The 26956-nt window shown below is 62.8% G+C and carries 22 protein-coding genes and 2 tRNA genes; 5 read left to right on the forward strand and 19 right to left on the reverse strand.

Annotated elements, in window-relative coordinates; genetic code table 11:
• Window positions 1-250: 250 nt before the first annotated feature.
• The 3 genes from RN346_RS13895 to RN346_RS13905 all read right to left on the reverse strand — a co-directional run bounded on the left by RN346_RS13895 (window position 251) and on the right by RN346_RS13905 (window position 3836).
• Window positions 251-913 carry a response regulator transcription factor gene (locus RN346_RS13895; protein ID WP_252106281.1) on the reverse strand — a complete coding sequence of 221 codons (663 nt, stop codon included), beginning with the start codon at window positions 911-913 and terminating at the stop codon, window positions 251-253.
• A 257-nt stretch (window positions 914-1170) separates the two neighbouring features.
• Window positions 1171-3120 (reverse strand): acetate--CoA ligase, encoded by a 1950-nt coding sequence (acs, locus tag RN346_RS13900; protein WP_311961460.1) that lies wholly within the window; start codon window positions 3118-3120, stop codon window positions 1171-1173.
• Between the two features lie 164 nt (window positions 3121-3284).
• Window positions 3285-3836, reverse strand: coding sequence for a SprT-like domain-containing protein (locus RN346_RS13905; protein WP_311961461.1), 552 nt, complete (start codon window positions 3834-3836; stop codon window positions 3285-3287).
• A gap of 85 nt (window positions 3837-3921) precedes the next feature.
• On the opposite strand from RN346_RS13905, the gene RN346_RS13910 reads away from it, so the two are divergent.
• The gene (locus tag RN346_RS13910) at window positions 3922-4611 is read left to right on the forward strand and encodes a YecA family protein (protein WP_263586223.1); all 690 of its coding nucleotides are present in this window, start codon (window positions 3922-3924) and stop codon (window positions 4609-4611) included.
• A gap of 38 nt (window positions 4612-4649) precedes the next feature.
• Here the strand turns inward: RN346_RS13910 and RN346_RS13915 are convergent, their stop codons facing one another.
• The 8 genes from RN346_RS13915 to RN346_RS13950 all read right to left on the reverse strand — a co-directional run bounded on the left by RN346_RS13915 (window position 4650) and on the right by RN346_RS13950 (window position 14615).
• The gene (locus tag RN346_RS13915) at window positions 4650-5768 is read right to left on the reverse strand and encodes a phospholipase D-like domain-containing protein (protein ID WP_311961462.1); all 1119 of its coding nucleotides are present in this window, start codon (window positions 5766-5768) and stop codon (window positions 4650-4652) included.
• Window positions 5769-5784: 16 nt separating this feature from the next.
• The gene (locus RN346_RS13920) at window positions 5785-6507 is read right to left on the reverse strand and encodes a class I SAM-dependent methyltransferase (RefSeq protein WP_311961463.1); all 723 of its coding nucleotides are present in this window, start codon (window positions 6505-6507) and stop codon (window positions 5785-5787) included.
• On the reverse strand, window positions 6504-7202 hold the full coding sequence (tsaB, locus tag RN346_RS13925) for a tRNA (adenosine(37)-N6)-threonylcarbamoyltransferase complex dimerization subunit type 1 TsaB (RefSeq protein WP_311961464.1): 699 nt from the start codon (window positions 7200-7202) through the stop codon (window positions 6504-6506). The genes RN346_RS13920 and tsaB overlap by 4 nt, the downstream gene beginning before the upstream one ends.
• A 106-nt stretch (window positions 7203-7308) precedes the next feature.
• Complete coding sequence (adk, locus tag RN346_RS13930) at window positions 7309-7962, reverse strand: adenylate kinase (protein ID WP_311958604.1); 654 nt, start codon at window positions 7960-7962, stop codon at window positions 7309-7311.
• Window positions 7963-8181: 219 nt separating this feature from the next.
• Entirely contained in the window at window positions 8182-10320 is a 2139-nt protein-coding gene (aceF, locus tag RN346_RS13935; protein WP_311961465.1) for a pyruvate dehydrogenase complex dihydrolipoyllysine-residue acetyltransferase, read from the reverse strand.
• Window positions 10321-10376: 56 nt separating this feature from the next.
• Window positions 10377-13049 carry a pyruvate dehydrogenase (acetyl-transferring), homodimeric type gene (gene aceE / locus RN346_RS13940; RefSeq protein ID WP_263586217.1) on the reverse strand — a complete coding sequence of 891 codons (2673 nt, stop codon included), beginning with the start codon at window positions 13047-13049 and terminating at the stop codon, window positions 10377-10379.
• Between the two features lie 428 nt (window positions 13050-13477).
• Window positions 13478-14047, reverse strand: coding sequence for a 1,6-anhydro-N-acetylmuramyl-L-alanine amidase AmpD (gene ampD, locus RN346_RS13945; RefSeq protein ID WP_311961466.1), 570 nt, complete (start codon window positions 14045-14047; stop codon window positions 13478-13480).
• Between the two features lie 37 nt (window positions 14048-14084).
• Window positions 14085-14615 (reverse strand): GNAT family N-acetyltransferase, encoded by a 531-nt coding sequence (locus RN346_RS13950; protein ID WP_311961467.1) that lies wholly within the window; start codon window positions 14613-14615, stop codon window positions 14085-14087.
• Between the two features lie 128 nt (window positions 14616-14743).
• On the opposite strand from RN346_RS13950, the gene tsaA reads away from it, so the two are divergent.
• On the forward strand, window positions 14744-15457 hold the full coding sequence (gene tsaA / locus RN346_RS13955) for a tRNA (N6-threonylcarbamoyladenosine(37)-N6)-methyltransferase TrmO (RefSeq protein WP_311961468.1): 714 nt from the start codon (window positions 14744-14746) through the stop codon (window positions 15455-15457).
• A 17-nt stretch (window positions 15458-15474) separates the two neighbouring features.
• Here the strand turns inward: tsaA and purC are convergent, their stop codons facing one another.
• The 3 genes from purC to dapA form a co-directional block, all read right to left on the reverse strand.
• Window positions 15475-16191: a phosphoribosylaminoimidazolesuccinocarboxamide synthase gene (gene purC / locus RN346_RS13960; RefSeq protein WP_311961469.1), complete on the reverse strand. Its 717-nt coding sequence runs from the start codon at window positions 16189-16191 to the stop codon at window positions 15475-15477.
• 27 nt (window positions 16192-16218) lie between these two features.
• Window positions 16219-17199, reverse strand: coding sequence for an outer membrane protein assembly factor BamC (bamC, locus tag RN346_RS13965; RefSeq protein ID WP_311961470.1), 981 nt, complete (start codon window positions 17197-17199; stop codon window positions 16219-16221).
• A gap of 67 nt (window positions 17200-17266) precedes the next feature.
• The gene (dapA, locus tag RN346_RS13970; protein ID WP_263586211.1) at window positions 17267-18151 is read right to left on the reverse strand and encodes a 4-hydroxy-tetrahydrodipicolinate synthase; all 885 of its coding nucleotides are present in this window, start codon (window positions 18149-18151) and stop codon (window positions 17267-17269) included.
• Between the two features lie 350 nt (window positions 18152-18501).
• Between dapA and RN346_RS13975 the strand changes: the two genes are divergently transcribed.
• Complete coding sequence (locus tag RN346_RS13975; protein ID WP_311958610.1) at window positions 18502-18981, forward strand: peroxiredoxin; 480 nt, start codon at window positions 18502-18504, stop codon at window positions 18979-18981.
• 89 nt (window positions 18982-19070) lie between these two features.
• Here the strand turns inward: RN346_RS13975 and RN346_RS13980 are convergent, their stop codons facing one another.
• Both RN346_RS13980 and RN346_RS13985 read right to left on the reverse strand, forming a co-directional pair.
• Window positions 19071-20186 (reverse strand): AI-2E family transporter, encoded by a 1116-nt coding sequence (locus tag RN346_RS13980; protein WP_263586209.1) that lies wholly within the window; start codon window positions 20184-20186, stop codon window positions 19071-19073.
• Window positions 20183-20467, reverse strand: a complete 285-nt coding sequence (locus RN346_RS13985) for a sulfurtransferase TusA family protein (RefSeq protein ID WP_311961471.1) — start codon at window positions 20465-20467, stop codon at window positions 20183-20185. The genes RN346_RS13980 and RN346_RS13985 overlap by 4 nt, the downstream gene beginning before the upstream one ends.
• A gap of 167 nt (window positions 20468-20634) precedes the next feature.
• Here RN346_RS13985 and RN346_RS13990 point away from each other — a divergent pair, with 167 nt between their 5' ends.
• Window positions 20635-22095: a M48 family metalloprotease gene (locus tag RN346_RS13990; protein WP_311961472.1), complete on the forward strand. Its 1461-nt coding sequence runs from the start codon at window positions 20635-20637 to the stop codon at window positions 22093-22095.
• 124 nt (window positions 22096-22219) lie between these two features.
• Here the strand turns inward: RN346_RS13990 and RN346_RS13995 are convergent.
• Both RN346_RS13995 and RN346_RS14000 read right to left on the reverse strand, forming a co-directional pair.
• Window positions 22220-22295, reverse strand: a tRNA-Lys gene (locus RN346_RS13995).
• A 75-nt stretch (window positions 22296-22370) separates the two neighbouring features.
• Window positions 22371-22446: transfer RNA gene (locus RN346_RS14000), tRNA-Lys, on the reverse strand.
• Window positions 22447-22624: 178 nt separating this feature from the next.
• Between RN346_RS14000 and RN346_RS14005 the strand changes: the two genes are divergently transcribed.
• Window positions 22625-24328, forward strand: coding sequence for a glycosyltransferase (locus tag RN346_RS14005; RefSeq protein ID WP_311961473.1), 1704 nt, complete (start codon window positions 22625-22627; stop codon window positions 24326-24328).
• A 413-nt stretch (window positions 24329-24741) separates the two neighbouring features.
• On the opposite strand, the gene RN346_RS14010 is transcribed toward RN346_RS14005, so the two are convergent.
• Window positions 24742-26919: a glycoside hydrolase family 3 N-terminal domain-containing protein gene (locus RN346_RS14010; protein WP_311961474.1), complete on the reverse strand. Its 2178-nt coding sequence runs from the start codon at window positions 26917-26919 to the stop codon at window positions 24742-24744.
• Window positions 26920-26956: the final 37 nt, after the last annotated feature.

The following is a 26956-nucleotide window of genomic DNA, read 5'->3' on the forward strand; positions in this document are numbered from 1 at the left end:
GGAGTAAGCCAGGAGGTAGCGGGCTCGAGTAACCCGTAGCGGGGGTTTTTCGCCAGGGCCGAAAAGCGCTCCTGCATTTTCGGCATTCCCGACATCCATGTCGGTCAGATGGCGAAAGTAGCGTACAGGGAAGTATTCACAGCGCCCCGCGTAGGGTTGCTCGAGCCCGCGGCGCAACTTTTTGCTTGCCACAAAAGAAAACCTCGCTTATGGCGACCATAAGCGAGGCTCTCTGAAGGCGCGATCTCGATCAGGATTCGACTTTCGGCGGCTCGACCTCGAGCTTCTGGGCGGCGATGACGGCCTGGGTGCGCGAGTGGACGCCGAGCTTGCGCAAAATCGCGGTGACGTGCGCCTTGATGGTGGCTTCCGACACGTTGAGCTCGAACGCGATCTGCTTGTTGAGTAACCCTTCGGTGAGCATGTTGAGCACGCGAAACTGCTGCGGTGTGAGCGAGGCGATCGCCTCGGCAAAGCGCGACTCCTCCTCGCTGGTCTCTTCCAGAATCCCCGCCAGCGCTTCGGGCAACCACACTTCACCCTGGAGGATTTCGCCCACCGCCTCGGCGATCAGCGCAAGCGACGAGGACTTGGGAATGAAACCGGAGGCGCCGTAATCGATCGCGCGGCGAACCACGTAGGGCTCGTCGCTGCCGGAGACCACCGCGACCGGCACATCCGGCATGTGACCGCGCAGCTGGATCAGCCCGGAGAAGCCGTGGGCACCGGGCATGTGCAGATCCAACAAAATCAGGTCGGCGTCGGGGTGGCGGCTGACCGCCTCGGTCGTAGCGTCCATGGTATCGGCTTCGACGATCTCGGCCTGGGGAGCCAACTGACGCAACGCCTGGGTGAGCGCTGCCCGAAACAGCGGATGATCGTCTGCGACGATAAACTTATGGGCTACTGCCATGATATTCCTCCGGTTCCACGAGCGCGGGAAGTCTTCGCCGCAGCGACTGGCTCATTCGGTTGAAGCATGGTACCCCATGGGCTTTGAGATACAAAAGCACCACCACGCACAATTTATCACAGGTGGTCTGGCGCTAAAAAAGCGGTGCCGGCGTGAAGCCGGCACCCGAGCGGTTATGACCTGCGTTCAACTTAACATAGCTGACGCGTTAGCGCGTGCGTTTCGCTGGCGCTTGAACCGCCGCCCTGCGTGAAACGCTACTTCGATGCGCGGTGCTCGATCAAATCATCCACGACCGAGGGGTCGGCCAGCGTACTGGTGTCGCCCAGACCGTCGCACTCGTTGGCGGCGATCTTTCTAAGAATCCGGCGCATGATCTTGCCCGAGCGGGTCTTGGGCAGCCCCGGCGCCCACTGGATCACGTCCGGCGAGGCGATCGGGCCGATGTCCTTACGCACCCACTGAGTGAGCTCTTTCTTGAGCTCGTCCGTGGCATCGACGCCGTCGTTGACGGTGACGTAGATGTAGATACCCTGGCCCTTGATGTCGTGGGGGAAGCCCACGACCGCGGCTTCGGCCACGGCACTATGCGCCACGAGCGACGACTCGATTTCGGCGGTGCCCATGCGGTGGCCGGAGACGTTGAGCACGTCGTCGACCCGGCCAGTGATCCAGTAATCGCCGTCCTCGTCGCGCCGGCAGCCGTCGCCGGTGAAATACATGTTGTCGTAGGTCGAGAAGTAGGTCTGCACGAAGCGTTCGTGATCGCCCCAGATCGAGCGCGCCTGGCCAGGCCAGGCATCCAGAATGACGAGATTGCCTTCGGTGGCACCTTCGAGAATATTGCCTTCGTTGTCGACCAACGCCGGCTTTACGCCGAAAAACGGCTTGGTCGCGGAGCCGGGCTTGAGATCCGTCGCGCCAGGCAGCGGCGCGATCATGATGCCGCCGGTTTCGGTCTGCCACCAGGTATCGACGATCGGACATTTTTCGTCGCCGATGACGCGGTAGAACCACTCCCAGGCTTCCGGATTGATGGGCTCGCCTACCGAGCCGAGAATGCGCAGCGACTCCCGCGAGCTCGAATCCATCACGCCATCGCCGTGGGCCATCAGCGCGCGCACCGCCGTTGGCGCGGTGTAGAGGATGTTGACCTTGTGCTTGTCGACGATCTCACCGATACGCCCGTGGCTTGGGTAGCTCGGCACGCCTTCGAACATCACCGTGGTCGCCCCATTGGCGAGCGGCCCGTAGACGATATAGCTGTGGCCGGTGACCCAGCCGACGTCCGCGGTGCACCAGTAGACCTCGCCTTCCTGGTAGTCGAACACGTACTGATGGGTCATGGAGGCGTAGACCAGGTAGCCGCCGGTCGTGTGCTTGAGCCCTTTCGGCGCGCCGGTGGAGCCGGAGGTGTAGAGGATGAACAGCGGGTCTTCCGCGCCCATCGCTTCAATCTCGCACTCGGTGGACTGTTGATCGACCAGTTCATCGAACCAGAGATCGCGGCCTTCATTCCACTCGATGTCGCCGCCGGTGCGCTTGACCACCAGCACGTTCTTGCACACGTCGGTACCGTCGCGGGTCAGCGCGGCGTCGACGTTCTCTTTCAGCGGCACCTGCTTGCCGCCGCGCACCGACTCGTCGGCGGTGATGACGAGCTTGGAGTCCGCGCCGATCACGCGCTGGGCAACCGCATCCGGCGAGAAGCCGCCGAAGACCACCGAGTGCACCGCGCCGATGCGCGCGCAGGCAAGCATCGCCATGGCGGCTTCGGGAATCATCGGCATGTAGAGTGTCACGGTGTCGCCGCGCTCGATGCCCAGGGACTTCAGCGCGTTAGCGAGCTGGTTGGTGCGCTCAAAAAGTTCGCGGTAGGTGATGTGTTTGGAATCTTTCGGGTCGTCGCCTTCCCAAATGATCGCGGTCTGGTCGCCACGTTTTTCCAGGTGGCGGTCGAGGCAGTTGGCGGCGACGTTGAGCGTGCCGTCCTCGAACCAGCGGATATCGACATTGTCGCGGGCAAAGGAGGTGTTCTTGATCGTGCTCGGCGCCTTGATCCACTCGAGGCGCTTAGCCTGTTCGGCCCAGAAGCCTTCCGGGTCGTCGATGGAGCGCTGATAAAGGGCCTGATAGGTTTTCTGATCGGCCCACGCGTTGGAAGCGATGTGATCGCGCACCGGATAGACGTTTTTATGCTCGCTCATGACACAGCCTCGATCCGTGAAAATGCAGGGATTTTAAAACGTTAAGCCACAGCGCTCTGAGCGTGGCTTGCCTTTTTGATGATTCAGCATAAACCTACTTAAGCCCCCTTCCTCTTAGACATTGGTAGTAGCCAATTTGCCATATAAAACAGATGCTTAATGCTCTATTTTGGTTCACTTTCAACAATAAAGCGAAGCGCTGTGCCACATTTTCTACACGCGTAGCGCCGCCCCCGGCGCGCCTGGGCGTGGCGCTGGCCGGTGAAATAGTGGCTCTGGCAGTCGCAGCGGTAGTGGTAGGGCCGGCGCTGGCTGTGCGCGATATCGAAGCGATGGGTGACCCTGGGTGCGAGACCATAAAGCTCGCGCATTACGGTTTGCCATTCGCGCCCGTGGGGCTTGAGCCGCGGGCCGTTTTCCAGATGAAACACCAGCCAGTGAGCCATTTCGTGGGGGATGACCTCGTCGAAGTACGCCTGACGGTTATCCAGCAGCAGCGCCTGATTGAAGCGCAGCCCGCCCCGGCCCAGGTGCGCCTGGCCGGCGCTGGCGCCTTTCAAATCGAACCAGACCTTCGGCGCAGGCAGCGCCGGGTGAACCTCGCGAGCACAGGCGAGCGCCTCGTCGACGCGGGTTTGGGTGGCCTTAATAAGCGCGGAGGCGCTCAGTGCGTTTAATCGCTCGGGCGACCAGGCGGGCAGTGGTGAACGGCTCATTGATGATAAACTGACCCTTGAAGTGACGCTCATGAGTGTGAGCGCTCGCGCCGAATTTCTCAAAACCGATCGAACGAGGCCTTTTATGGCAAAGCCGCCTTCTGATGCCAGCAGTGACCACGCCGAGCAGCTTCCACCGGAGCCGCTGCTGGCCGACGATGAGCTCGACCGGCTCGACGACTTCCTCGACTCCGACCAGGTGGGTGAGGATGCGCTGGATCTGATCTCCGCCCACGGTTTTCTGGTGGCGTTGGCTGTCGCCCCCAGCGAGCAGCCCGTCGAGGCCTGGCTCGAGGAGCTTTTCCAGGGCGAGCCCGACTACCAGAGTGACGCCGAGCGCGAGGAGATCACTGCGCTTTTGACCCGGCTTCGCGACAACGCAATCAGCGTGTTGGAGCAGGGTGGGCTTCCGGAGCTGCCGTTCGAGCTGACTCTCGATGGCATCGCCCCGGAAGAGACGCCCATCGGCGACTGGTGTGCCGGCTTCATGGAAGCGGTGTTCAGCGACGAAGCGGCCTGGTTCCAGGACGACGAAGAGGCCGCCGCCACGCTGCTACTGCCCTTCATGCTGCTGTCGGGGCTTTTCGACGACGAGCCGGACATGGTGGAGCTTTCAAAGGATACCGCCCGCCAGGAAGAGCTGGTCGGCCAGCTGCCGGAACTCGTGCTCGACTTGTACCTGCACTACCGCGTACCGCCGGAAACGGCCAAGCCCAAACCACGGCCGAAAAAGCCCGCCGGCGGTAAAAAGCCGCCCAAGGGTCAAAAGCGCTAGGGCGCTATTTCAGCCAGGGCGCTATTTCAGCCAAAGAGCTATTTCAGGCGCGTTACCACCGCATCCAGCAGCCCGTAAAGCCACTCTCGCACGCGCTGGGGCCAGGGTCTGGACGCCCAGGCGTGGGCGTCGACCTCGTCGCTTGCGGCGAAGTTACGCTCGAACAGCGCCTGCACTTCTTCCGCCATGGCGGGCGAGCGAATCTCCTGGTTCGCCTCCATGTTGTAATGAAGATTCCAGTGATCGAAGTTGCAGGAGCCGATGCTCACCCAGTCATCTACCAGCACGAACTTGGCATGAATGAAGGTCGGCTGGAACTCGAAGATGCGCACCCCGGCTTTCAATAGCGCTTGATAAAAGCGCTGCCCCGCGTAGCGCACACCCGGGTGGTCGTGCTTTTGCCCCGGCAGCAGCAGGCGCACGTCCACGCCCCGCCTGGCCGCCCGGGCGAGCCGCCGTCTAAGCGCAAAGGTGGGCACGAAGTACGGGGTGCAGAGCCAGAGCCTGGTTTTCGAGCCGCGCACCTGAGCATGCAGCGAGTGGCGAATCGCCTGGTAGCGGTAGCCGCGCGCCGGCATCACTCGCCCAAACGCGCCGTCCTCGAAGTGCGGCGGCGCCAGGCGCGGGGCGAGCGCCGGGCGTGGGCTCTGTTTGTCATGGCGGGTCAGCGTCGAGCGCCATAGCCTTCGAAACAGCGCCTCCCAGTCCGCCACTGCCGGGCCTTCTACCCGTACCGCGATCTCGTACCAGGCCTTGAGGAATTCGTCCACCGCGCCGAAGCCGCCGGTGAACGCCACGCGCCCGTCGACCACCACGATCTTTCGGTGATCGCGACTCAGGTTGCGCGTCAGTGAGTGAAGCCCGAGCGGATTGAAAAACGCCAGCGCCACGCCGCCCTGCATCAGCCGCGTGCGGTCCGCGTTTTCAAGCCCCATGGCGCCGTAGCCATCGAGCAGCAGGTACACCTTCACACCGCGAGCGCAGGCGTCGATCAGCGCTTTGCTCAGCCGGTCGGCGAGCTCGCCGGACTCCATCAGGTAGAGTTCGACCAGCACGTAGTGCTCGGCGGCGTCGATCGTCTCGAGCATGTTGGGCAGAAACACCGCCGCTTCCGGCAGCAGGGTGAAGCGATTACCGTCGCGCCATAGAGGCGACATGGCGACTCCTTGGGCGTTAGCGTGATTTGGCAAGCGAGCGATGCACGTAGAGATCGTAGCGGCTGGTCTTGCCCATCAGCGTATGGTTGGGCGTCGGCCCCTCGATGGGCGGCGCCTTGCGCGGGCGCTTGACCACCACCCGGTGGGTGGCGACGTCCAGCGCCTGCTCCAAAAGCCTGGGCGCGTCGTCGTCGCTGCCGGCCAACCGCTGGAAAAGGCGCATCTCCTTTTTCACCAACGCCGATTTGTCGCGGTGGGGGAACATCGGGTCGAGATGAATCACCTGAGCTTCGAACGCCGCCTCTTCGATCAACGCGGCAAGCAAAGTGGCGCTGTCGCCCTGCTGTAACGTCATGCGCGCAGCGATCTCTCCCACCTCGGCATCGATCAGCGCCCGCTCCAGGCCGTCTTTTAATAGCGCGGCGATTGCCGGCACCCGCTCGATCAAAAGCACCGGCGCGCCAAGACTCGCCAGCACGAAAGCGTCGCGGCCAAGCCCGGCGGTCGCGTCCACGATACTCGGCGTCACGCCTTTGGCAAGCCCGCACGCCTTGGCCACGAGCTGGCCGCGCCCGCCACCGAACTGGCGCCGGTGCCCCGCCTTGCCGCCCACGAAGTCCACGCTCAGCGGATGGCCAAACACCTTGGGGTCGCCGCCCAGCGCCAGCCGCCCATCCACGGTTTGAAGCGCAAGCCCGTCGGGCAGTGTGCACACGCTCTGATCCGGGTCTGCGCTCACGCGGGCTTTTTCCAGGCCACGTCGTTTCGCAGGTACACCGGCTGCACCTCGATGGGCGCGCGGCCAGCGCCGGCATTAAGCCCGCGCAGGCCAATCCAGGCCATCTCCTCGGCCCGCGGTTCGAGATCCGTCAGGTGCTGCGTCATACTCGCCTTCAAGAGATCGTCGAACTGATCCCAGAGCGCGAAGCCCGAGCCCACGCCGACCCAGTCGGTTTGCTGGTCCGGCAGAATGACGCGGGCAGGGTCGATCACGACCTCGTCATCGCAAAGGCTCGCCAGATCCTCCCCGCAGCGCCAAGCGGCGGTGTAGACCTCGCCCATGCGCGCATCCAGGGCGGTGACGATATGGCGAAAGTGATGGCGCCGATGGGCCTGGAGTGCCAGCGCCTCGAGCGTCGACACCCCGACCAGCGGGCAGTCGAGCCCGAAGGCGAGCCCCTGGGCGGTGCCGGCGGCGATCCGCAGGCCGGTGAACGACCCCGGCCCTTGGCCGTAGGCGACGCCATCGAGCTTTTTTGGTGTAATACCGGCTTCCCCCAACACCTCGTCGATCATCGGCAAAAGCCGTTTGGTATGCGCGCGCGGGGTGTGCTCGAAGCGCGAAAGGCATTCGCGATGCTCGCCTTCGGCGCGAATCAGCGCCGCTGAACAGGCGCTCGACGAGGCGTCCAGGGCGAGAAGGTATGACGACATGGCGACTTGATACTCCAAACGGCAAAAGGCGCGAGCGCGTAACGCCCGGCCTTCGATACTCGAAAAAGAAGCGACGCCGGCGGCGAGCGTCGGCGCGTAGTGAGGGTTAGCTTAGCGCGTCTTTCACCTGCTGGGTAATATCGGCGACGCTGCCCACGCCTTTCACACGGTGATACTGCGGCGCGGCGTCCGGCTCGGCTTGGGCCCACTGCTGGTAGTAGTCCACCAGCGGCTCGGTCTGATCGTGATAGACCGACAAGCGGTTGCGCACGGTGGATTCCTGATCGTCCTCGCGCTGGATCAGGGCCTCGCCGGTGACGTCGTCCTTACCCGGCTCTTTTGGCGGGTTGTGGTCGATGTGGTAGACGCGGCCAGAGGCCGGATGCACGCGGCGACCCGCCATACGGTCGACGATCTCTTCGTCCGGCACGGCGATTTCGAGCACGTGGTCGATCTTCACGCCGCCTTCACGCATCGCGTCGGCTTGGGGAATGGTGCGGGGGAAGCCGTCGAACAGAAAGCCGTTCTCGCAGTCGGGTTGGCTGATGCGCTCTTTCACCAGGGCAATGATGATGTCATCGGACACCAGGCCGCCGGTCTTCATGATTTCCTGGACTTTCAAACCAAGCTCGGTGCCGTCCTTGATCGCCGTGCGGAGCATGTCGCCGGTAGAGATCTGCGGAATCTTGAACCGCTCGCAAATGAATCGGGCTTGGGTTCCCTTACCCGCGCCTGGGGCACCCAACAAGATCAAACGCATGGCACTGCTCCTCGAGTCGTAAAACGTGCAAAGGTGGATAGCATTCAAAGTAAAAAGAGAATGCAAAGACAATAACCGCGCGACCCCAGCGGCACAACTCTCCAAAAGCCTCAGAGAGCGGCTTTTTTTGCCTGGTGGGCGCCGGGTCACTGCCTAAAGAATCAAAACGCAAGCGGCGCCCATAAAAATGGGCGCCGCTTGCCATCCGTCGCTGCGCGCTTAGAGCAGCAGGCGGCGGATATCGGTCAGTACGTCGGCCAAGAACGCGGTGAAGCGCGCAGCATCGGCCCCGTTGATCGCGCGGTGATCGTAGGAGAGCGACAGCGGCATCATCAAACGCGGCTGGAAGGCGGCGCCGTCCCAGACCGGCTTCATCTGCGACTTCGAAACGCCCAGAATCGCTACTTCCGGCGCGTTGACGATCGGCGTGAACGCCGTGCCGCCAATCGAGCCCAGGCTCGAAATGGTGAAGCAGCCGCCGGTCATCTCGTCGCGTTTGAGCTTCTTGCTCTGCGCCTTCTTGCCAAGCTCGGCCATCTCTTTCGCGATGTCGATCAGGGACTTCTTGTCGGCATCGCGCAGCACCGGCACCATCAGGCCTTCCGGAGTGTCCACGGCGATACCGATGTGGACGTACTTCTTCCACACCAGCGTCTCGCCGTCACCCTTGAGGCTGACGTTGAACTGCGGGAACTTCCTGAGCGCAAAGGCGCACGCCTTGACCAGAAACGGCAGCGGCGTGAGCTTGGCGCCCTGGGCTTCGGCTTCGGCCTTCATCGACTTTCTGAAGTTCTCGAGCTCGGTGATGTCCGCCTCGTCGAACTGGGTCACGTGGGGCACGTTGAGCCAGCTTCTGTGCAGATTGGTCGCGCCCATCTTGAGCAGACGCCCCATCGGCTTCTCTTCCACTTCGCCGAACTGGCTGAAGTCGACCTCCGGCACCGCCGGAATACCCGCGCCGCCGCTCGGCGCCTGGGCACCGGACTGAGCCGGCGCGCTCGCCTTTTGAGACAGCGCCTGCTTGACGTAGGCCTGCACGTCCTCTTTCAGAATGCGCTCTTTCGGGCCACTGGGCTTGACCAGCTCGAGATCGACGCCAAACTCGCGGGCGAGCATGCGCACCGCGGGGCCAGCGTGCACGAGCTTGCCATCACGGGGCTTGTGCGCCGCCATGGCCGCCTCGGGGCTTGGTGAGCCGCCGGCGCTTTCGCTCTTGCCACTCTTGTCGCCGCCCTTGCTTTTGCCGCTGTCGGACTTCGCTTCGGACTTTTTGGCGCTGCCCTCGGCCTGCTTGTCAGGGGCGGCTTTCTTCTCCTGCTTCTTGGCAGACTTCTTGCCGCCGCTGGAAGCGACTTCGATGTAGGCGATGACGTCGCCTTCGGAGACGGTGTCGCCCTCCTTGACGCTGAGTTCGACCAGTTTGCCCTTGTAGGGGCTCGGCACGTCCATCGACGCCTTGTCGGACTCGAGCGTGATCAGCGCGTCTTCTTCGTTGATCTCATCGCCGACAGAGGCGGCAAGCTCGATGACCGGCACGTCCGAGGCGCCGGAAAGATCCGGCACGCGGACTTCCTTGCGCTCGGTCGCGCCGCTCTCGTCGTCGCCGTCGTCCTCGTCTTCGCCCTCTTCGGCGTCTGGCGTCGCGACGTCGTCCTGATCGGTGGAGGCCTGGGGCTCGTCGTCGGCACTGTCATCAGTGTCGTCGTCATCGCCTTCGCCTTCGATCTCGATCTGACCGATCACGTCGCCTTCGGAGACGGTGTCGCCTTCCTTGACGGTAAGCGATACGATCTTGCCGCCGTGCGGGCTCGGCACGTCCATCGACGCCTTGTCGGATTCGAGCGTAATCAGCGCGTCTTCAGCGTCGATGCTGTCGCCTTCGCTGACCGCGACTTCGATGATCTCGACGTTTTCAGAGCCTCCCAGATCCGGGACCACGATGTCCACGGTCTGCTTGCCGCCGGCTTTTTTGCCGCCGCTGGACTTTTCGGCGCTGCCGGAGGAGTCGCTTTTCGGCGGCTCGTCGTCGCTCTGGCCATCGTCGCCTTGATCGTCATCGCTCTGATCGTCGGCGTCGGCGTCCTGGTCGTCCTCGGCCTGATCGTCGTCGCTATCGTCACCCTCGACTTCCAGCTCGACGATGTCGTCGCCTTCGGAGACCTTATCGCCTTCCTTGACCAGCACCTTGACGACCTTGCCGCCCTTGGGCGAGGGCACGTCCATACTGGCCTTGTCGGATTCCAGCGTGATCAGGGCGTCTTCCGCTTCGATGACGTCGCCTTCTGACACCGCAATCTCGATGATTTCGACATCGGTATCACCACCGATATCGGGAACTTTGATGATTTCGCTACTCAAGGTCGCGCTCCTTCCAAATCGGATCGAGCCGGCGGGTCACCCCGCCGGACTGCGGTTTAGCTGATCAGCGGGTTAGGCTTGCTGGCGTCGATGCCGTACTTCGCGATCGCCTCGCCTACCAGCTTGCGTTCGATATCGCCACGCTCGGCAAGCGCGCGCAGAGCGGCGACCACGACGAAGTGACGATCCACCTCGAAGAAGCTTCTCAGCTTCTCGCGGGTGTCGGAGCGGCCGAACCCGTCGGTGCCCAGCACGGTGTACTCGGTGGGCACCCAGGCGCGCACCTGGTCGGCGTAAAGCTTCATGTAGTCCGTCGAGGCGATCGCCGGTCCCTCACGCCCTTCCAGGCACTTGGTGACGTGCGGCTTTTGCACCTCGGCATCCGGGTTCAGGAAGGCTTCGCGGTCCAGCGTCAGCGCTTCGCGGCGCAGCTCGTTGAAGCTGGTGACGCTCCAGATGTCGGCGCCTACGTGCCAATCCTCGGCCAGAAGCTCGGCAGCGGCTTCGACTTCGCGCAGGATCGTGCCGGAGCCCAGCAGCTGAACGCGGCCCTTGTCGCCCTTCGTTTCGCGCAGCAGGTACATGCCCTTGACGATGTCTTCGGTGGGCACGTCCTCGAGTTCCGGATGCTCGTAGTTCTCGTTCATCACGGTCAGGTAGTAGAAGCAGTTCTCCTTGTCGGTGAACATGCGCTTCAAACCGTCCTGAACGATGACGGCGACTTCGTGACCGTAGGTCGGGTCGTAGCTTCTGCAGTTCGGAATGGTCGAGGCCTGGATCAGGCTGTGGCCATCCTGGTGCTGCAACCCTTCGCCATTGAGCGTGGTGCGCCCGGCGGTGCCGCCGACCATGAAGCCGCGCGCCTGCAGGTCGCCGGCCGCCCAGGCCAGATCGCCAATGCGCTGGAAGCCGAACATCGAGTAGTAGATGTAAAACGGCAACAGCGTGACGTGGTTGTTGCTGTAGGAGGTCGCGGCCGCCATCCAGGCCGACATCGCGCCCGCCTCGGTAATGCCTTCCTCGAGCACCTGACCTTTCTGGTCCTCGCGGTAGTACATGATCTGGCCTTTATCGACCGGCTCGTACTTCTGGCCGGCGGCCGAGTAGATACCCAGCTGGCGGAACATGCCTTCCATGCCGAAGGTACGCGCCTCATCCGGAATGATCGGCACGACGTACTTGCCGAGTTTCTTGTCCTTGACCAGGCCGTTCAATACGCGAACGAAGGACATGGTGGTGGAGACTTCGCGGCCCTTGGAGCCGCCGAGCTGAGAGGCGAAGGTCTTGTCTTCGAGACTCGGAATCTCGAGCGCTTCGAAATCGCTTTGGCGCGCCGGCAGGTAGCCGTTCAGGCGCTCGCGCTGCAGGTGCATGTACTTGAGCTCCGGGGAGTCCTCCTCGGGCTTGTAGTACGGCACTTCCTTGAGTTGCTCGTCAGACAGTGGAATACCGAAGCGGTCGCGGAATTTCTTCAGCGCCTCGTACTCCATGCTCTTGACCTGGTGGGCCTCGTTGGCCGCTTCGCCGTCGCCGGCGCCCATGCCGTAACCCTTGACGGTGTGCGCCAGGATGACGGTGGGCTTGCCGTTTTGGGTGTTCACCGCCTCGTGATAGGCCGAGTAGACCTTGAACGGGTCGTGGCCGCCGCGGTTAAGCTTCCAGATGTCCTCGTCGGAGAGGTCCTTGACCATCTCCTCGGTTTCCGGGTACTTGCCGAAGAAGTGCTCGCGGGTATACGCGCCACCGTTGGCCTTGTAGTTCTGGTACTCGCCGTCGACGGCTTCGTCCATGCGCTTTTGCAGAACGCCCTTCTTGTCCTTTTCGAACAGCGGGTCCCAGTGACGGCCCCAGACGACCTTGATCACGTTCCAGTCGGCGCCGCGGAACACGCCTTCGAGCTCGTCCATCACGCGGGAGTTGCCGCGCACCGGGCCGTCGAGGCGCTGAAGGTTGCAGTTGATGACGAAGATCAGGTTGTCGAGGTTTTCACGCCCGGCCAACGAAATCGCGCCCAGGGATTCCGGCTCGTCGCACTCACCGTCGCCCATGAAGCACCAGATCTTGCGGTCGTACATGTTCTTGAGCTCGCGATGATGCAGATACTTCATCACGTGTGCCTGATAGATCGCCTGAATCGGGCCCAGCCCCATGGAAACCGTCGGGAACTGCCAGTACTCCGGCATCAGCCAGGGGTGCGGGTAGGAGGAGAGGCCGTCGCCGTCGACTTCCTGGCGGAAGCTGTCCATCTGCTCTTCAGAGAGACGCCCTTCCAGGTAGGAGCGTGCGTAGATGCCCGGCGCCACGTGGCCCTGAATGTAGACCAGGTCGCCTGCGAAGTCGTCTTTTGCGGCGCGGAAGAAGTGGTTGAAGCCCACATCATAGAGTGTGGCCGAGGACATGAAGCTTGCGATGTGGCCGCCCAGCCCCGGGTTTGCGCGGTTGTTACGGATGACCTGAGCGATCGCGTTGTAGCGAATCAGCGAGCGGATGCGCCGCTCCATGAACAGATCGCCCGGCATCTGCGCTTCGCGATGAACCGGAATGGTGTTGCGGTGCGGGGTCGTCACCGAGAAGGGCACCTTCATCCCGTCCCGACGCATACGATCCGCCAGGCGGGTCATCAGGTAGCGGGCGCGATCTTCGCCCTCACGATCCAGTACCGATTCCAGGGATTCAAGCCACTCCGTGGTTTCGACCGGATCGAGATCTTCTCTTGTCTCCAGACTCATAGAGGTCTCTCCGAATGACGATAAATGACAATACGCCCGCTACCCTTTTGGGGATGGGGCGGCTGCGACGTTGAGCCGCCAGGGCCGATAGTGAGGCCGAGCTTGCGTGTCTGACAGATTTTGGGTTCTACATTCAGCGCTAGCGAGGTTAATGGCGCTTGAATGTAGCAGCGCTACACAGGGGCCATACAGGTTAGCCTTTTGTATAGAGAAGATACCGCAAAGTCGCTATTCTGCCAATTATCACGCAATGGAAATTCCATCCAAAACAACATATTGCACCGCAACATAATGCTTTTGGAAGGCATTTCCAAAGCCTCTAGAGCGCCAAATTGTAGTCAAACTACCGTTTTATTCTCTTGGGAATGAATTACTTTGGTGCGCTCGCACCTTTTTCACACCGGCAAGTGCGCGTTTTCTGACGCAGGTCACGAACGTGAAAGGCACTGACGATAGTAAGCCCAATCGAAACATGGGCCCGGGTCCTGCTTTCGAAGCGGTGCCACGTGAGCGTGGCTGGTGATGCGCTGCTCATTGAGTAGCGGGTAGCGCGCCATCAGCCAGCGCGTCAGCGTCGCCAGGCGTTCGTACTGGGCGCGGGTGAACGAGTGCTCGCCGTCGCCTTCGAGCTCGACGCCGACGGAGAAGTCGTTGAGCGCCTCGCGCGCGGCGCTCAAGCGCGGGTCGAACCAGCGCGAGCGGCCGGCGTGCCAGGCGCGGCGGTCGGTATCGACGAACTGCACGCAAGCGCCTTCGCGGCGAATCAAAAAGTGCGCCGAGACGCGAAGGTGCGCGATCGTCTCGAAAAACGGGTGCGCGTTTGGGTCGAGCGTGTTGGTGAACAGCGCCTCGATAGCGGGGCCGCCGAATTCGCCAGGCGGCAGGCTAATGGCGTGAATCACCAGAAGCGACACCTCTCCTTTCTCGCGGGCATCCTGGTTGGGCGAGTCGATCGGGCGGGCGCCGGGCCAGACGCCGGGCCTTTCGGACTGAGTCACGAGAGCGTACTCCTTTGACGGGCTAAACATCGGCGACTCAGGTCTCGACAGCGCTGAGCGCCTTGCTCATGCGGTAGCGTTTGAGCCACTGTCCGCCACGCTCGACCCACTGCTCGCCGTGGTTTTCGAACCCGCGGCGCTCCAGGCGCTCGAACAGCACCAGGCTTGCCTCGATATCGACCCGCCCGGCGCCCTGTTCGAGCAGCAGCCGCTCGGCGTGGATCAGCAAAGTGCTACCAATGCCGCGCCCGGCAAGCGATGGCCAGACGTAGAGCGTCACGATACGCGCGTTTTTAACGTCAAGCTCCAAAAAGCCAACACAGCGCCCGTCACACACCGCCACGAGCGTGGTGTAGAACGCGTGGCGCGCCGCCCAGGCACTCGCCTCGCGCGGCAGCGCGCAGGCCCAGGCCTCGCGCTCGGCCACGCCATAGTGGCTGGAAGCGCCCTGCATCACCGCGTGATAGAACACCTCGGCCTGATCCCCGGCATCGCGCGACAGCGCCTGGCGGTAGGTGATTCGGGCGGCGGCGGGCTTCGAGGATGAGGGCTCGTGGTGGGTCGACATGCACTACCTCGGACAGACAGGGCGCCAAACGCGCGCGGTGAAATGGCAGGGTTTATACTGGGTCATTTACAGCGGGCCGACTTTAGCCCGCCATTTTTCAAGCGTTCATCTCAGCACAAGGTTACGCGATGCACAACGCCGCGACTCATTCGCTTACCACCCTCGGGGTCATCACCAGCGACTATCCGGACAAGTTCGGCATTCCGCGCCAGCCGGGGCTGGCCCCCGCGGCGCGGGCGAGCCTCGAGCTGTTTCCGCCCTACAACGACCCGCTCGCGGTGCGCGGGCTCGAGGCGTTCAGCCACCTGTGGCTGAGCTTCGTTTTCCACCAGAGTCCGCAGCGGTGGACGCCGCTGGTGCGCCCGCCGCGCCTTGGCGGCAACCAGAAGGTCGGTGTGTTCGCCAGCCGCAGTACCCACCGCCCCAACCGGCTGGGGCTTTCGCTGGTCGAGCTGGCAGGCATCGAGCTTGACGCCGGCGTGCGCCTGCACCTGACGGGGTGCGATCTGGTCAGCGGCACGCCGGTCGTGGACATCAAACCCTACCTGCCCTGGGCGGAGTCGCAGCCCCAGGCGCGGGCGGGCTTCGCCCCCGAGGCGCCGGCGCTCAAGCGAGTGGTGTTTGGCGTGGCGGCGCGCGAGGCGCTAAGCCTGCGCACTGACAGCGCCTCGCTTCACGCGCTGATCGAGCAGGTGATCGGCCAGGACCCGCGTCCGGCCTACCATGCCGACACGGCCCGCATTTACGGGGTGCGCCTTCGCGATGTGGACGTGAAATTTCGTGGCCTTGAAGCAGATGCCACCACCCTGGAGGTGGTGGCGATCGAGCCGTACAGGCCGTAGCGCTTGGACGTCAGCGTTTAGGTGGGAAAGGTGATGCCGAGCCGGCGGCCGACTTCCTCGTAGGCTTCGATCACGCCGCCCAGGCCCTGACGGAAGCGGTCCTTGTCCATCTTCTCGCGGGTGTTGGCGTCCCACAGGCGGCAGCCGTCCGGGGAGAACTCGTCGCCGAGTACGACTTCGCCCTTGAACACGCCGAACTCGAGCTTATAGTCGACCAGTATCATGTCGCCTTCGGCGAAAAGCTGCTTGAGCACCTGGTTGACCTTGAAGGTGAGCTTTTTCATCTGAGCGAGCTGCTCAGGGCTCGCCCAGCCGAAGGTTTCCGCCAATGATTCGTTGATCATCGGGTCGCCCTTCTCATCGTTTTTCAAAAACAGCTCGAAGGTGGGCGGGGTGAGCTCGCTGCCCTCCTCGATGCCCAGCCGCTTGACCAGGCCGCCAGCGGCGACGTTACGCACCACGCACTCCACCGGGATCATGTCCATCTTCTTGACCAGACTCTCGGTATCAGAGAGCTGCTTTTCGAAGTGGGTCGGAATACCGGCTTCTTCCAGACGCTCCATGATGAAGGCGTTGAAAACGTTGTTCACCATGCCCTTGCGCGCCAGCGACTCCTTTTTCTTGCCATCGAAGGCGCTGGTGTCGTCGCGAAACGTCAGAACCAGCAGGTCCGGGTCATCGGTGGTGTAAACCGATTTTGCTTTACCAGCGTAGAGTTCGTCACGCTTTTCCATACAAGCTCCGAAATAGAATAAAAAACGTTAGCGCAGGTAGCCGGAAACGCGCTCGAGTAGTTCACGCTGGTCGTCAGCGCTTAGCTCGCGATCGCTTTCGTTGATCGCGCGCAGCACGCTCTGATTTCCCTGAGGCTCGAGCACCAGGCGAATGTTTTGGGTCATGCGGCGAACGTCGCGGCTGAAAACGACCTCGATCGGGTTACGGCTCTCTTCCGAGGCGGTCATGTAGTTGACCAAAAACGAATAGTTTTCCGGCGACTTCTCGAGCAGCTCGCGACGGTTTTCGACGGTGAAATCGAGCGTCAGGTAGTGGTCGAGCTCGGCCCAGACGCGCTCGGCGGTCTGCGGGATGGCCACTTCCCAGGCACCGTTTTGCTGGCGGATCTCGACCGTGCGCGCGTTGGAAAGCCGCTGGGCGTTCCAGGAGGAGGCGCTGGCGGTCGCGCTGCGCGCGCCCAGGTACTCTTCCAGCGCATCGAGGCAGTTGGCTGCGCTGCGCCCACCCTGCTCGCAGCGGACTTCACTGCTGCCGGCACGCAGCGCGCTTTGCAGCGACAGCGTCGCCTGGTTCGTTTCGATCACGCCCTGGTTGGCGTCGCTTCGTTGAATCCCCAACCCCCGGCTCTGGGCGAAGGCTTCCAGCTGCGGCCAGACCGCGCCGGTGTCGGCGGCCACGACCAGCCAGACGTCGCTGCCGACCTGGCGGCGCTCGACGAACTCCGGCTGCAGGCCGCTGCCCATCGAAAGCGACGGCGGCGGCGCGACATCGGCGGCGCCGTCGACCCGGCTTCCCTGTAGCGCGGCCTGGGGCACCGGCATGGCGTCGTTATAGCGCTGCGTGTTGCGACTCTCCGGCAACACCAGCGGCGGCGCGGGCCGCACGTCGGTGTAGTCGAGGTTACGGTCGTCGTAAAAGCCTTCGCGGGCGCAGCCGGCAAGCGCTACCCCCATTACGAGCGTCAGCGGTATCCATTTCAGCGCGGGTCTTTCAAGCATGGAGCTCATCAAGCCACCTTAAGTCAACAGTTCTCTCGCCCGGCACTGGCCGGGCCCAGGGGTCGGGCGCCGCGGATCACTCCTCGACGACGCCTGCCAACTGCAGCGCTTCACTCACAGTGGCGTGGTATTTTTCCGAAAGCCAGGTCAGCGGCAGGCGAATGCCGGCGTCCATGTAGCCCATGCGGTGGAGCGACCACTTGACCGGGATCGGGTTGGCCTCGATGCCCAGGTTGGTGTGCAGCGGCATCAGGCGCGTGTTGATCTGGTGCGCTTTCTCGCTGTCGCCGTTGACCGCCGCGGTGCACAGCTCGTGCATGGCGTTGGGCACCACGTTGGCGGTGACCGAAATATCGCCGTGGCCGCCCATCAGCATGAAGTCACAAGCGGTCGCGTCGTCGCCGGAGTAGAGCATGAAATCGCTGCCCTTCAAGCGGGCAATTAGATCCTCGGCACGCTCAAGGTTCCCCGTGGCGTCCTTCAAACCGATGATATTGTCGACTTCGGCCAGCCGCACCACGGTTTCGTTGTAGAGATCCGAGCAGGTGCGCCCCGGCACGTTGTACATGATGACCGGCAGCTTGCTGCCCTCGGCCACCGCCTTGAAGTGCTGGTAGAGGCCTTCCTGGGTGGGCTTGTTGTAGTAAGGGCAGACCGACAGGCAGTAGTCCGCGCCGACTTCGCTGGCGTAGCGGGCAAGCTCGACCGCCTCGGACGTGGCGTTGGCGCCGGTGCCGGCGATGACCGGAATACGCCCGTTGACCTCCTCCACCACGCTTCGAATGACGTCGAAGTGCTCGGCAAAGGACATGGTGGTGGGCTCGCCGGTGGTGCCCGCGGCGACGATGGCGTCGGTGCCGTTCTCAAGGTGGAAGTTCACCAGACGACGTAACGCCTCCCAGTCGATATCGCCATTGACCTTCATTGGCGTCGCCAGGGCGACTATGCTGCCTGTGATCATCCGTCTATTCCTCACCTGATAGCGGCGCCCGGTCGCCCGGGCGCATCGTTGCAAAAATCGTCGTGTTGAATCGATCATCGTTTCACGGCGCATCGCACTGCCTGCGCCCTGCCCTCGACCGCCACGCTCAAGGGGCAAATGGTACTCAGCGGATTCGAGCCTGTACAGCGTAAAGCGCGGCGAGTTTGCGCAAGCCGCCCTTCCGGGCCCGATCAGGCTTTGACACGGCGCGCCGCGTTGCGTGTAATCGAGCGCTCATCTCACGACTCTCACTTCACGACTCTCACTTCACGACACTCACTTGATAACATTCACTTGAGAACACGAACTTGAAAAACAGGAGCACGCTCATGGCCGTGGAATTAGGCAAACCCGTCCCGGATTTCAGCGCCCCCGCCACCGGCGATACCACCGTCGAGCTTTCGAGCCTCGAGGGCCAGCAGGTGGTGATCTACTTCTATCCCAAGGCGAGCACGCCGGGCTGCACCACCGAAGGCGGCGACTTTCGCGATCGTATGGAAAGCTTCAAGGCGGCCAACACGGTCGTCATCGGTGTTTCCCGCGACGGCCTGCGTGCCCAGGAGAATTTCAAGGCCAAACAGGACTTCAACTTCGAGCTGATCTCCGACAAGGACGAAACCGTGTGCCAGCTATTTGACGTCATCAAGCTCAAGAAGATGTACGGTAAGGAGCATCTGGGGATCGAGCGCAGCACGTTTTTGCTCGACAAGCAGGGCGTGCTGGCCCATGAGTGGCGCGGCGTCAAGGTGCCCGGCCATGTGGACGAGGTGCTGGAAAAGGCCCAGGCGCTCGACCAGCAAGGCGCCTGACAGCCGCTTTAAAGAGAGCGCTTTAACGCAAGCGCCCGCCCAATCGGGCGGGCGCTACTCGTTTGGGCGCTGACCAACTTTGGCGCTCGCTAGCGTAGCGGCGTACGGTCCTCGGTCAGGATCGCGTTATCCAAAGGCGTTGGCTGTAAATCAGTTCGGCGCGGCCAGGCGTAAACCAGCGCTTTCAAGAGCGTGGCCAAGGGAATGGCGAAGAACACCCCCCAGAAGCCCCAGATGCCGCCAAAAAAGAGCACCGCGACGATGATCGAGACCGGATGAATATTATTGGTCTCTGAGAACAGAATCGGCGAGAGCACGTTGCCATCCAGCGCCTGAAGGACGCCGTAGGCCAGAATCACGTAAGCGAACTGCTCGCTCAAGCCGAACTGAAACCCCGCCACCGCCGCCACGGGCAGGGTCGCCACCGCGGCGCCAATGAACGGCACCAGCACCGAAAAGCCGACCAGCACGGACAAAAGCGCGGTGTAGGGCAGCCCAAACAGCGTGAAGGTGAAAAACGCCACCGTGCCGACGATGATGATCTCGATCGACTTGCCGCGAATATAGTTGGCGATTTGGTGATCCATTTCGCGCCAGATGCGCGTCAACAGCGTGCGCTTTTGCGGCAAAAGCGAGAGGATGAACCCTACCAGCTGCTCGCGGTCCTTGAGCATGAACAGCACCAGAATCGGCACCAGCACCAGGTAGATGATGATCGACATCACGTTGCCAAGCGAGGTTAGCGACAGGGTCAGCGCGCGCTGGCCAAGCTGACTGATCTCGCGACTGGCCACGCCCACCCAGTTCTGCATCTGATCCGGAGTGATCAGGTTGGGGTAGCGCGCCTGAAGATCGTCGAGCCAGGCCTGGCCGCTGGCGAACATGCGCGGCGACTCCTGCGCAAGCCCCACGAGCTGGTTCCAGATCAGCGGCATCAAAAAGAACGCCAGGGTCAAAAGCGCCCCGACGAACACCACGAAGACGAGAATCACCGCCAGCAGATGCGGCACGCCGCGACGGGTGAAGATGTTCACCACGCCTTGAAGCAGAAAGGCCAGCACCAGCGCGGTGAAAAACGGCGCCAGCATGCGCCCGAACCAGATGATCGCGGCAAACCCGGTCACCAGCACGAGCAGCAGAATCAGCGCCTCTTCGTCGGAGAAGTAGCGCTCTACCCAGCTTTTCAGGATGCTGCGCATGGTCATAGGGATGAACCTCCCGCCTTGCGTATCCAGAAATGATAATGACCGCTTCTTTGCTCACGCCCTTCGAGCGTGTGGGCGCTTTGCTCGGTGAACGAGGTAATATCGCGCCACGAGCCCTGGTCGTCAGCCACGACTTCCAGCAGCTGGCCGGACGCGATCGAGGCCAACGCCTGTTTGGCCTTCAAAAGTGGCAGCGGACAGGCGAGCCCACAGGCGTCGACGACCGCGTCCGGCGCAAGCGGCACTGGCGCCTTTTGGTCACACCCTTCATCATCGGTCATGGTGACTCCCTTAAAATGCCTGGGCAAAGCTGGCATTGTGACATAAACCTGGTGTTCACCGATGCGCTTTCGCGTTTGATTTAACGGCACTTCCCGGCTCGAATCAACGTCTCGCCGCCCAACGGGCCGCGGTACGGATGCAAGCCGCAAGACCACAAGAGGATGCCATGTCGCACCGTCGTTTTCTGCAGCGCTCGGCCCTGGCGTTTACGCTGGTACTGGCAAGCGCTTTTCCCACCGCCCAGGGCCAGGGCTTCGATAACAGCCAGCTGCCGAGCCTGGGCGGCGCCTCGCCTTCGGCGAGTCTCGAGGAGTTTCGCCTGGGCCGCGCCTGGCTGCGGCAGTTTCGCGCCCAGGCGCCCCAGTGGCAGGACGCCATCGCCAACGACTACCTGAACGGCGTGGTGACCCGGCTAACGCCCTACAGCCAATTGGGCGGGCTGGACACCACGACGGTGATGGTCGATCACCGCGCGCTCAACGCCTTCGCCGTGCCCGGCGGCGTGGTGGGGATCAATTCAGGGCTTTTCGCCTTTGCCGAGGACGAAGGCGCGTTCGTGTCGGTCATCGCCCACGAGCTTGGCCACCTGTCGCAGCGCCACTACGCCCGCGGCAGCGAGCGCGCCGGCCAAACCCAGTTGCCAGCTCTGGCGGGGCTGCTCGCCGGCATGCTGATCGCCGCCAGCGGCGGCGGCGATGCGGGTATTGCCACCGCCATGGGCTCGCAGGCGGCGCTGATACAGGACCAGCTTGCCTACTCGCGGCGCTTTGAGCAGGAGGCCGACCGGGTCGGCCTTCAGGCCATGGCCGCCGCCGGTTTCGACCCGGAGGCAATGGTGCGCATGTTCGCCTCGATGCAGCGCCTGGCGCGCCTGCAGGGTGGCACCCCGCCGGAATTTCTGCTCACCCACCCGGTGTCGGACAGTCGCCTGAGCGACGCCCAGGCCCGCGTGGCCCAGCTCACCGTGGCGGACAGCTACCAAAGCAACACTCTCTACAACCTGATGCGCGCCCGGGCGCTGTTGAGCCTCTACCAGAACGCCCCGGAGCAGGCGCAGGCGCGCCTGGCCCAGGGCGGCGCCGAGGAGCCCGCGCGGCGCTACTTGAGCGCGCTGATCGACGCCCGCCGCGGCCAGGTGGACACGGCGCTCCAAAGCCTCGACGCGCTGGCCGCCGAGCTTCCGGACTACGCCATGATTCCCGCCTCGAGCGCCCAGGTTGCGCTCGAGGCCAACCGCATCGACGAGGCGATCACGCGGGCCGAGCGCTGGCTGCGCGTCATGCCGAACTACCTGCCGGCCCAGCTGATTCTGGCCGAAGCGCAGCTGCAGCGCGACCCGCAGGCGGCCTTCGATCTGCTACGCCGCGTCACCGAACGCTACCCGGAAAATCCGCAGGGCTTCAATCTGCTGGTCACCGCCGCCGGGCGCAGCGGCCACAAAGGCTGGGGGCACCTGGCCCAGGCGGAGTACCTGCAGCTGACAGGCCGGGTGGATCGCGGCATTCAGCAGCTCGGTATCGCCAAAAACGTGGCCCAGCAGGAAGGCGACACGCCGCTGGTCGCACTGATCGACCAGCGGCGCGAAGCGTTTCTCGACTACCGGGAGGCGCTTTCGTCGTTCAACTAGCCAACCAGCGCGCGAGCCACGCGGTATCGCGCGCCGGTAACGGCGCGGATAGAGAAACAAGCATCGAACAACGTCTAGACGAACGAAAACGCCCCTGACAGTGGACTGTCAGGGGCGCCGAATCTGGTGGGTCGTGCAGGATTCGAACCTGCGACCAATTGATTAAAAGTCAACTGCTCTACCAACTGAGCTAACGACCCAGAGTGCCATGTTGTACGGCCATTGCCGCACCGGCATCGCGTTCGAGTCTTGAGGGCCAACGCCTTCAGCGTCGGTGGTGGGTCGTGCAGGATTCGAACCTGCGACCAATTGATTAAAAGTCAACTGCTCTACCAACTGAGCTAACGACCCCCTCGAACGGATGCATATAGTACAGATCGACCCGGGATGTGGCAAGGCTTTTTGACAAGCGCCGTTAAAATAGTCGCGCCGCTCGCTGCCAGACAGCACAAGCCTTGTCGCTGCGCCCCGGGTTCATGACAATGCGTTTTCAAGGTCATGCTACCGACGAAACGACAAGGCGACCATCATGGCACAGCCCGCGCTGCACGATACCGACATCCTGTTTCTCAATCTGGACATGGGCAAAACGCTCACCGGCATCGAACACTCGGCGCTGGCCAGGGCATCGCTTTTCATCGATGAACTGGGCGTTCATCCCTTGATCGTGACGTTCCAGTATCGCCCAGAGCTTCAGCGCAACGTCGCTGCACTTCTGGGTAGCGAGCGTTACCACAGCGCTACGCGCATCAAGGGCCTCTACGACTGCCTGCAGGGGTTCGACGACCCTGCCCTGCCGGTACGCGAGCTCAAAGGCACGCTCCCGCCAGCGACCGACCCGAGCTTCATCGGTTACACCCCCGCCCCGGTCGAAGGGCACAAGGACGTGCGCTACCTCAACGGCCAGGGCCGGCTCTTTGCCTACAAGGTCTACTCGAAAGAGCATGGCGAGTTGATACACATCAACTACTTCGAGAAGGGTCAGAAAGTCGCGGCGGATATCTACCACACCACGGGACACCGCAGCAGTCATCGCTTGTACGATCCCAACTCCCGGCAACGAACTCACGAAATCTTTTATAGCCCCTGGGGCACGCCGCTTTTTTTTCGGGTATTCGAAAGAGAGGGAACCGAATCCTCGCCAGAAGAGAGGCTCGCACCCGGCTTTTATCTACACGCCTCGCTCACGACGGGGCAGTCTTTTTCTCAACCCACTCATGCTTCTTTCGAGAGCACCGCCACCGGTTTGAGGGCGATCGACCACATCCTCGGTCAGTGCACGTTTTTGGGCGACAGCACGGACTTTTCGCTTTACGCACTCAACGCCCTGACGACGCGACTGAAGAGTGAGAGGCTTTGGCTGCTCAACGACAAGAACAAGTTTACGTTCAAGGCCTCCGCGCTTTTGCGCGACACGCCGGTAGGCGCAAACCGAGAGAAGCAAATTCGTGTGTTCGGCGCGCTGCACAGCACACACTTTCAGGGTAAAGAGCTCGATACCAAGCTCAAGACCCACTACCGGGACCTGCTGGAAGGCCACGACGCGCCGAATGGCGTGGTGGCGCTGACCCAAGTGCAAACCCGAGACGTCGAGCGCCGGTTCCCGGATCAAAACGTAGTCACGGTGCCGCACACGCTCAGCGCCTCCTACAAGGCACTGAAAAGCGCCGACGGTGAAGGACCGCCCAGCCAGCGGGATAAAATCGTTTACGTGGCGCGCCTGTCGCCGGAAAAGCAGCACCTAAAGGCGCTCGAGATACTGGCCGAGGTCGTGAAGCACGCGCCGCAGGTGTGCCTGCACCTTTACGGCGAGGGCGGCGAGCGCGACAAAATCAAAGCGCGCATCGAGGCATTGGGGCTCGAGCGCCACGTCGTGCTCGAAGGCTACTGCAATGACATCGCGAGCATCTATCGCGACGCGCAGTGCGCTATTTTGACCAGCGTGATGGAGGGGTTCCCGCTGACGCTGCTCGAGGCGATGGCCTTTCGCTGCCCGGTGGTCGCCTTCGATGTCCGCTACGGCCCGTCTGACATGATCGTCTCCGATGAGACCGGCTTTCTCGTCGCGCCCAATGACACGACCGCGTTTGCCGAACACCTGACCCGTTTGGTGGTGGAGCCCGGTCTGGCCCGCCGCTTGGGAGACCACGCGCGGGCTCGATTCAAAACGCACTTCTCCCCATCGAGCGTCGCCAAACGCTGGGAAGAGACGATCATGGAAAGCTTTCGATAAGGGGATGGGTAATGGATTTGAGCGGAGGCATCGAGTGAATACTTGCTTCACGCCCCGGGTGGGGCGTGAAGGGCGAGCGTAAGCGCCCAGGAATCAGCGACGCTTGGGCTTGCGTATCGCCTGTACCGGGCGGCGTACTCGCGCTCGAACTGGGTGGAGGGGGGCATCAGGCGGTTGGCGAGTTAGCCGTCGGTGGTGAACAGCAAGAGGCCGCTGGTATTGATGTCCAGCCGCCCGATCGCGATCCAACGCCGGGTCGGTGATCGTGAGTCAGCAAAGGAGGCAGGCCTGAAAGATTGGGCCCGGCTTTTGTTGTACACCCAGTCAGGTTTCGGCGCTGGCAGCATGGATCGTCCGGATGATGAAACCGCCTAACGGTCCGAGCCGGCGGCTCGGACCTGGCTTGCCTAAACTTAGTAGGACAGACCATGAGCAAAGGGGAATAGCGTGTCCTCGGCCGCATAGCCCGGCGCATCAGAAGCGTTTTCGATCACCGCACCGAGGTTATCTGGCAAGGCGAAAGGCAGCCGGCCCACGGGCGCGAACTGGCCCGAGAGAACATCGAACAGTGCATCGTCAACCGCCCCAAAAGTGGCCAGCAAGGCACCGGCATCGCGCAGGCCGCTTTCAGCGTCGATAACATAGGGGTTGCGGAAGTCGATCGCAATGATGGTGCGCTGCGCTCCAACCTCGTTCATGACCTCGCGGATCACGGGAAGCGGCGGAAAGATGTCCCAGGACTGCGCCTCGGCCATGGTCGTGAAAGACAGCGCGTCGGCTTCCCAAGGCAGGGCGCCGCCGAACAGCAAGCCCAGGGCAGGCGAACCGGGACCGCCAATCTGTCCGTCATCCGCGCAGGAGGCGTTGAGATCGGGGGTGACGTTGCAATTGTCCTCGCCGCCCCAGACCTCACCTGTTCTCGGGTTCAGGTGCTCGGGGTTCGCCCCCCATTCCGGGTCGTTCGAGCGATAGTCGCCGGTGCCTGTATTTCGAACATAGACCCGGATCACCGCTGCGTCGTGGTCAGCCGCCGAGGAGCGTCCGTCGTCGGCAGTGCCCTGCGTGACCTTGAAGCCCGCTTCCGCTGCCATCCCGGCATCGGCGTTGAGCACGTAGATCTGCGCGCCCTGCGCAAGCGGCAACAGGTTATCGTTCTGCAACAGGACTATCGATTCACGATGAACCTGCGCGGCAAGCGCCAGATGGTCCGATGCGGCAACGATGTCACCAGCGGCGTCCTCATCCACATAGGGGTTCTCAAAGAGGCCCAGGGCAAACTGCTCGGTCAGCAGACGGCCGGCGGCCTCGGTGACGCGGGCCTCATCGATCAGGCCGGCTTCGACCAAATCCAGGATCTCGCCGACATCCGAAAAGCCCGACAGCACGTCATTGCCGCTGTTGATGGCCAGCGCGACCCGTTCTGGAACGGTGGCATCGGCAAAGCCCCATGCGCGGGACTGGATGATGCCGGTATCCGAGTTGACATAGCCCTGAAAGCCGAGCCGGTCGCGCAAAAGCCCGTTCACGGTCTGGGCCGAGAAGGAAAAACCCACCTCGTCAAAGGTCTCGCCTTCATGGGTCAGATCGACCGGAACGCCGTAATAGGGCATGATCGCGCCAAGCCCTGCATCGATCGCGCGCTGGAAGGGGGCGAGATGGGCGGCGAAAGCGCCCGACGGATAGACCTGGCGCTGACCAAACGAATAATGCGGGTCCAGCCCCTGCTCCTGCGGCCCGCCACCGGGGAAATGCTTCATCGTCAGCGCGACGGCAGACTCAGGGTCGACCGGGCCGCCCTGGAGGCCCAGCACCAGCGCCTCCATGATGTCCGCAACCGTGTCGCTGTCTTCCCCGAAGGTCTCGTGGACACGGTGCCAGCGCGGCTCGGTCGCCAGATCGGCCATGTAACCATACATGCCTCGCAGCCCGAGCGCGCGCCATTCGGCTGCCGTGACCTGCGTCAGCGCCTCGACCGGCGCCATGCTCTCGGTGCCCAGGACCGCTGCAGCGATGCCAAGCTCCTTGGGAAAGGCGGTCATCGCACCAGCCCCACCGCCGATGCCGAAACGTGGATCGCTTTCCCGATGATTTCGTGCATTGTCCTTGAACAGAACAGGAATGCCGGACGGCTGCGCCTCGGCCAGCTCCTGCACTGCGTTAGCGAAAGCCGCCATCTGCCGCGCCGTTACGTCGAACCCGCTACGCGAGGGGCGGCCGTCGCACGTCTGCGCCTTAGCGGCGATGGTGTTGCGCAGAATGAAGCGGGTCATGTGCTGCTCTGCGATCATCTCCTCGGCCCGCGTGCCCTCGGTCGTGCCGGCGCAGCCCGCGTTCAGCGTGTCGATCAGCAGCATCCCGGCGCGCTCTTCGATTGACATACGCTCCAGAAGATCCGAGACGCGGTCAGCAACCGGCAGGCGCCAATCCTCGTAGGGGTCCAGATTGCCGTTCCCGTTCGCGTCGCGGAACTGCAAGCCATCAACATCAAGGATGGCGCGCGCCCTTGTCCCGATCTCGGGCTGTGATTGCCCCAGGGCAGGCAGGCTGAAGGCTGCAGCAAGCGCGGCCGTGGCGACCAACATCGTCTTCATTTGTTTTTTTCCTCCATAAAAGCTCACATCAAACCTG

The sequence above is a fragment of the Halomonas sp. PAMB 3232 genome, assembly GCF_031954225.1.
GTDB lineage: Bacteria > Pseudomonadota > Gammaproteobacteria > Pseudomonadales > Halomonadaceae > Vreelandella.

Coding starts and splice junctions, on each gene's coding strand:
- RN346_RS13895 (WP_252106281.1), bottom strand. CDS start 913: ATGGCAGTAGCCCATAAGTTTATCGTCGCAGACGATCATCCGCTGTTT.
- acs (WP_311961460.1), bottom strand. CDS start 3,120: ATGAGCGAGCATAAAAACGTCTATCCGGTGCGCGATCACATCGCTTCC.
- RN346_RS13905 (WP_311961461.1), bottom strand. CDS start 3,836: ATGAGCCGTTCACCACTGCCCGCCTGGTCGCCCGAGCGATTAAACGCA.
- RN346_RS13910 (WP_263586223.1), top strand. CDS start 3,922: ATGGCAAAGCCGCCTTCTGATGCCAGCAGTGACCACGCCGAGCAGCTT.
- RN346_RS13915 (WP_311961462.1), bottom strand. CDS start 5,768: ATGTCGCCTCTATGGCGCGACGGTAATCGCTTCACCCTGCTGCCGGAA.
- tsaB (WP_311961464.1), bottom strand. CDS start 7,202: ATGTCGTCATACCTTCTCGCCCTGGACGCCTCGTCGAGCGCCTGTTCA.
- adk (WP_311958604.1), bottom strand. CDS start 7,962: ATGCGTTTGATCTTGTTGGGTGCCCCAGGCGCGGGTAAGGGAACCCAA.
- aceE (WP_263586217.1), bottom strand. CDS start 13,049: ATGAGTCTGGAGACAAGAGAAGATCTCGATCCGGTCGAAACCACGGAG.
- RN346_RS13950 (WP_311961467.1), bottom strand. CDS start 14,615: ATGTCGACCCACCACGAGCCCTCATCCTCGAAGCCCGCCGCCGCCCGA.
- tsaA (WP_311961468.1), top strand. CDS start 14,744: ATGCACAACGCCGCGACTCATTCGCTTACCACCCTCGGGGTCATCACC.
- purC (WP_311961469.1), bottom strand. CDS start 16,191: ATGGAAAAGCGTGACGAACTCTACGCTGGTAAAGCAAAATCGGTTTAC.
- bamC (WP_311961470.1), bottom strand. CDS start 17,199: ATGAGCTCCATGCTTGAAAGACCCGCGCTGAAATGGATACCGCTGACG.
- dapA (WP_263586211.1), bottom strand. CDS start 18,151: ATGATCACAGGCAGCATAGTCGCCCTGGCGACGCCAATGAAGGTCAAT.
- RN346_RS13975 (WP_311958610.1), top strand. CDS start 18,502: ATGGCCGTGGAATTAGGCAAACCCGTCCCGGATTTCAGCGCCCCCGCC.
- RN346_RS13980 (WP_263586209.1), bottom strand. CDS start 20,186: ATGACCATGCGCAGCATCCTGAAAAGCTGGGTAGAGCGCTACTTCTCC.
- RN346_RS13985 (WP_311961471.1), bottom strand. CDS start 20,467: ATGACCGATGATGAAGGGTGTGACCAAAAGGCGCCAGTGCCGCTTGCG.
- RN346_RS13990 (WP_311961472.1), top strand. CDS start 20,635: ATGTCGCACCGTCGTTTTCTGCAGCGCTCGGCCCTGGCGTTTACGCTG.
- RN346_RS14005 (WP_311961473.1), top strand. CDS start 22,625: ATGGCACAGCCCGCGCTGCACGATACCGACATCCTGTTTCTCAATCTG.
- RN346_RS14010 (WP_311961474.1), bottom strand. CDS start 26,919: ATGAAGACGATGTTGGTCGCCACGGCCGCGCTTGCTGCAGCCTTCAGC.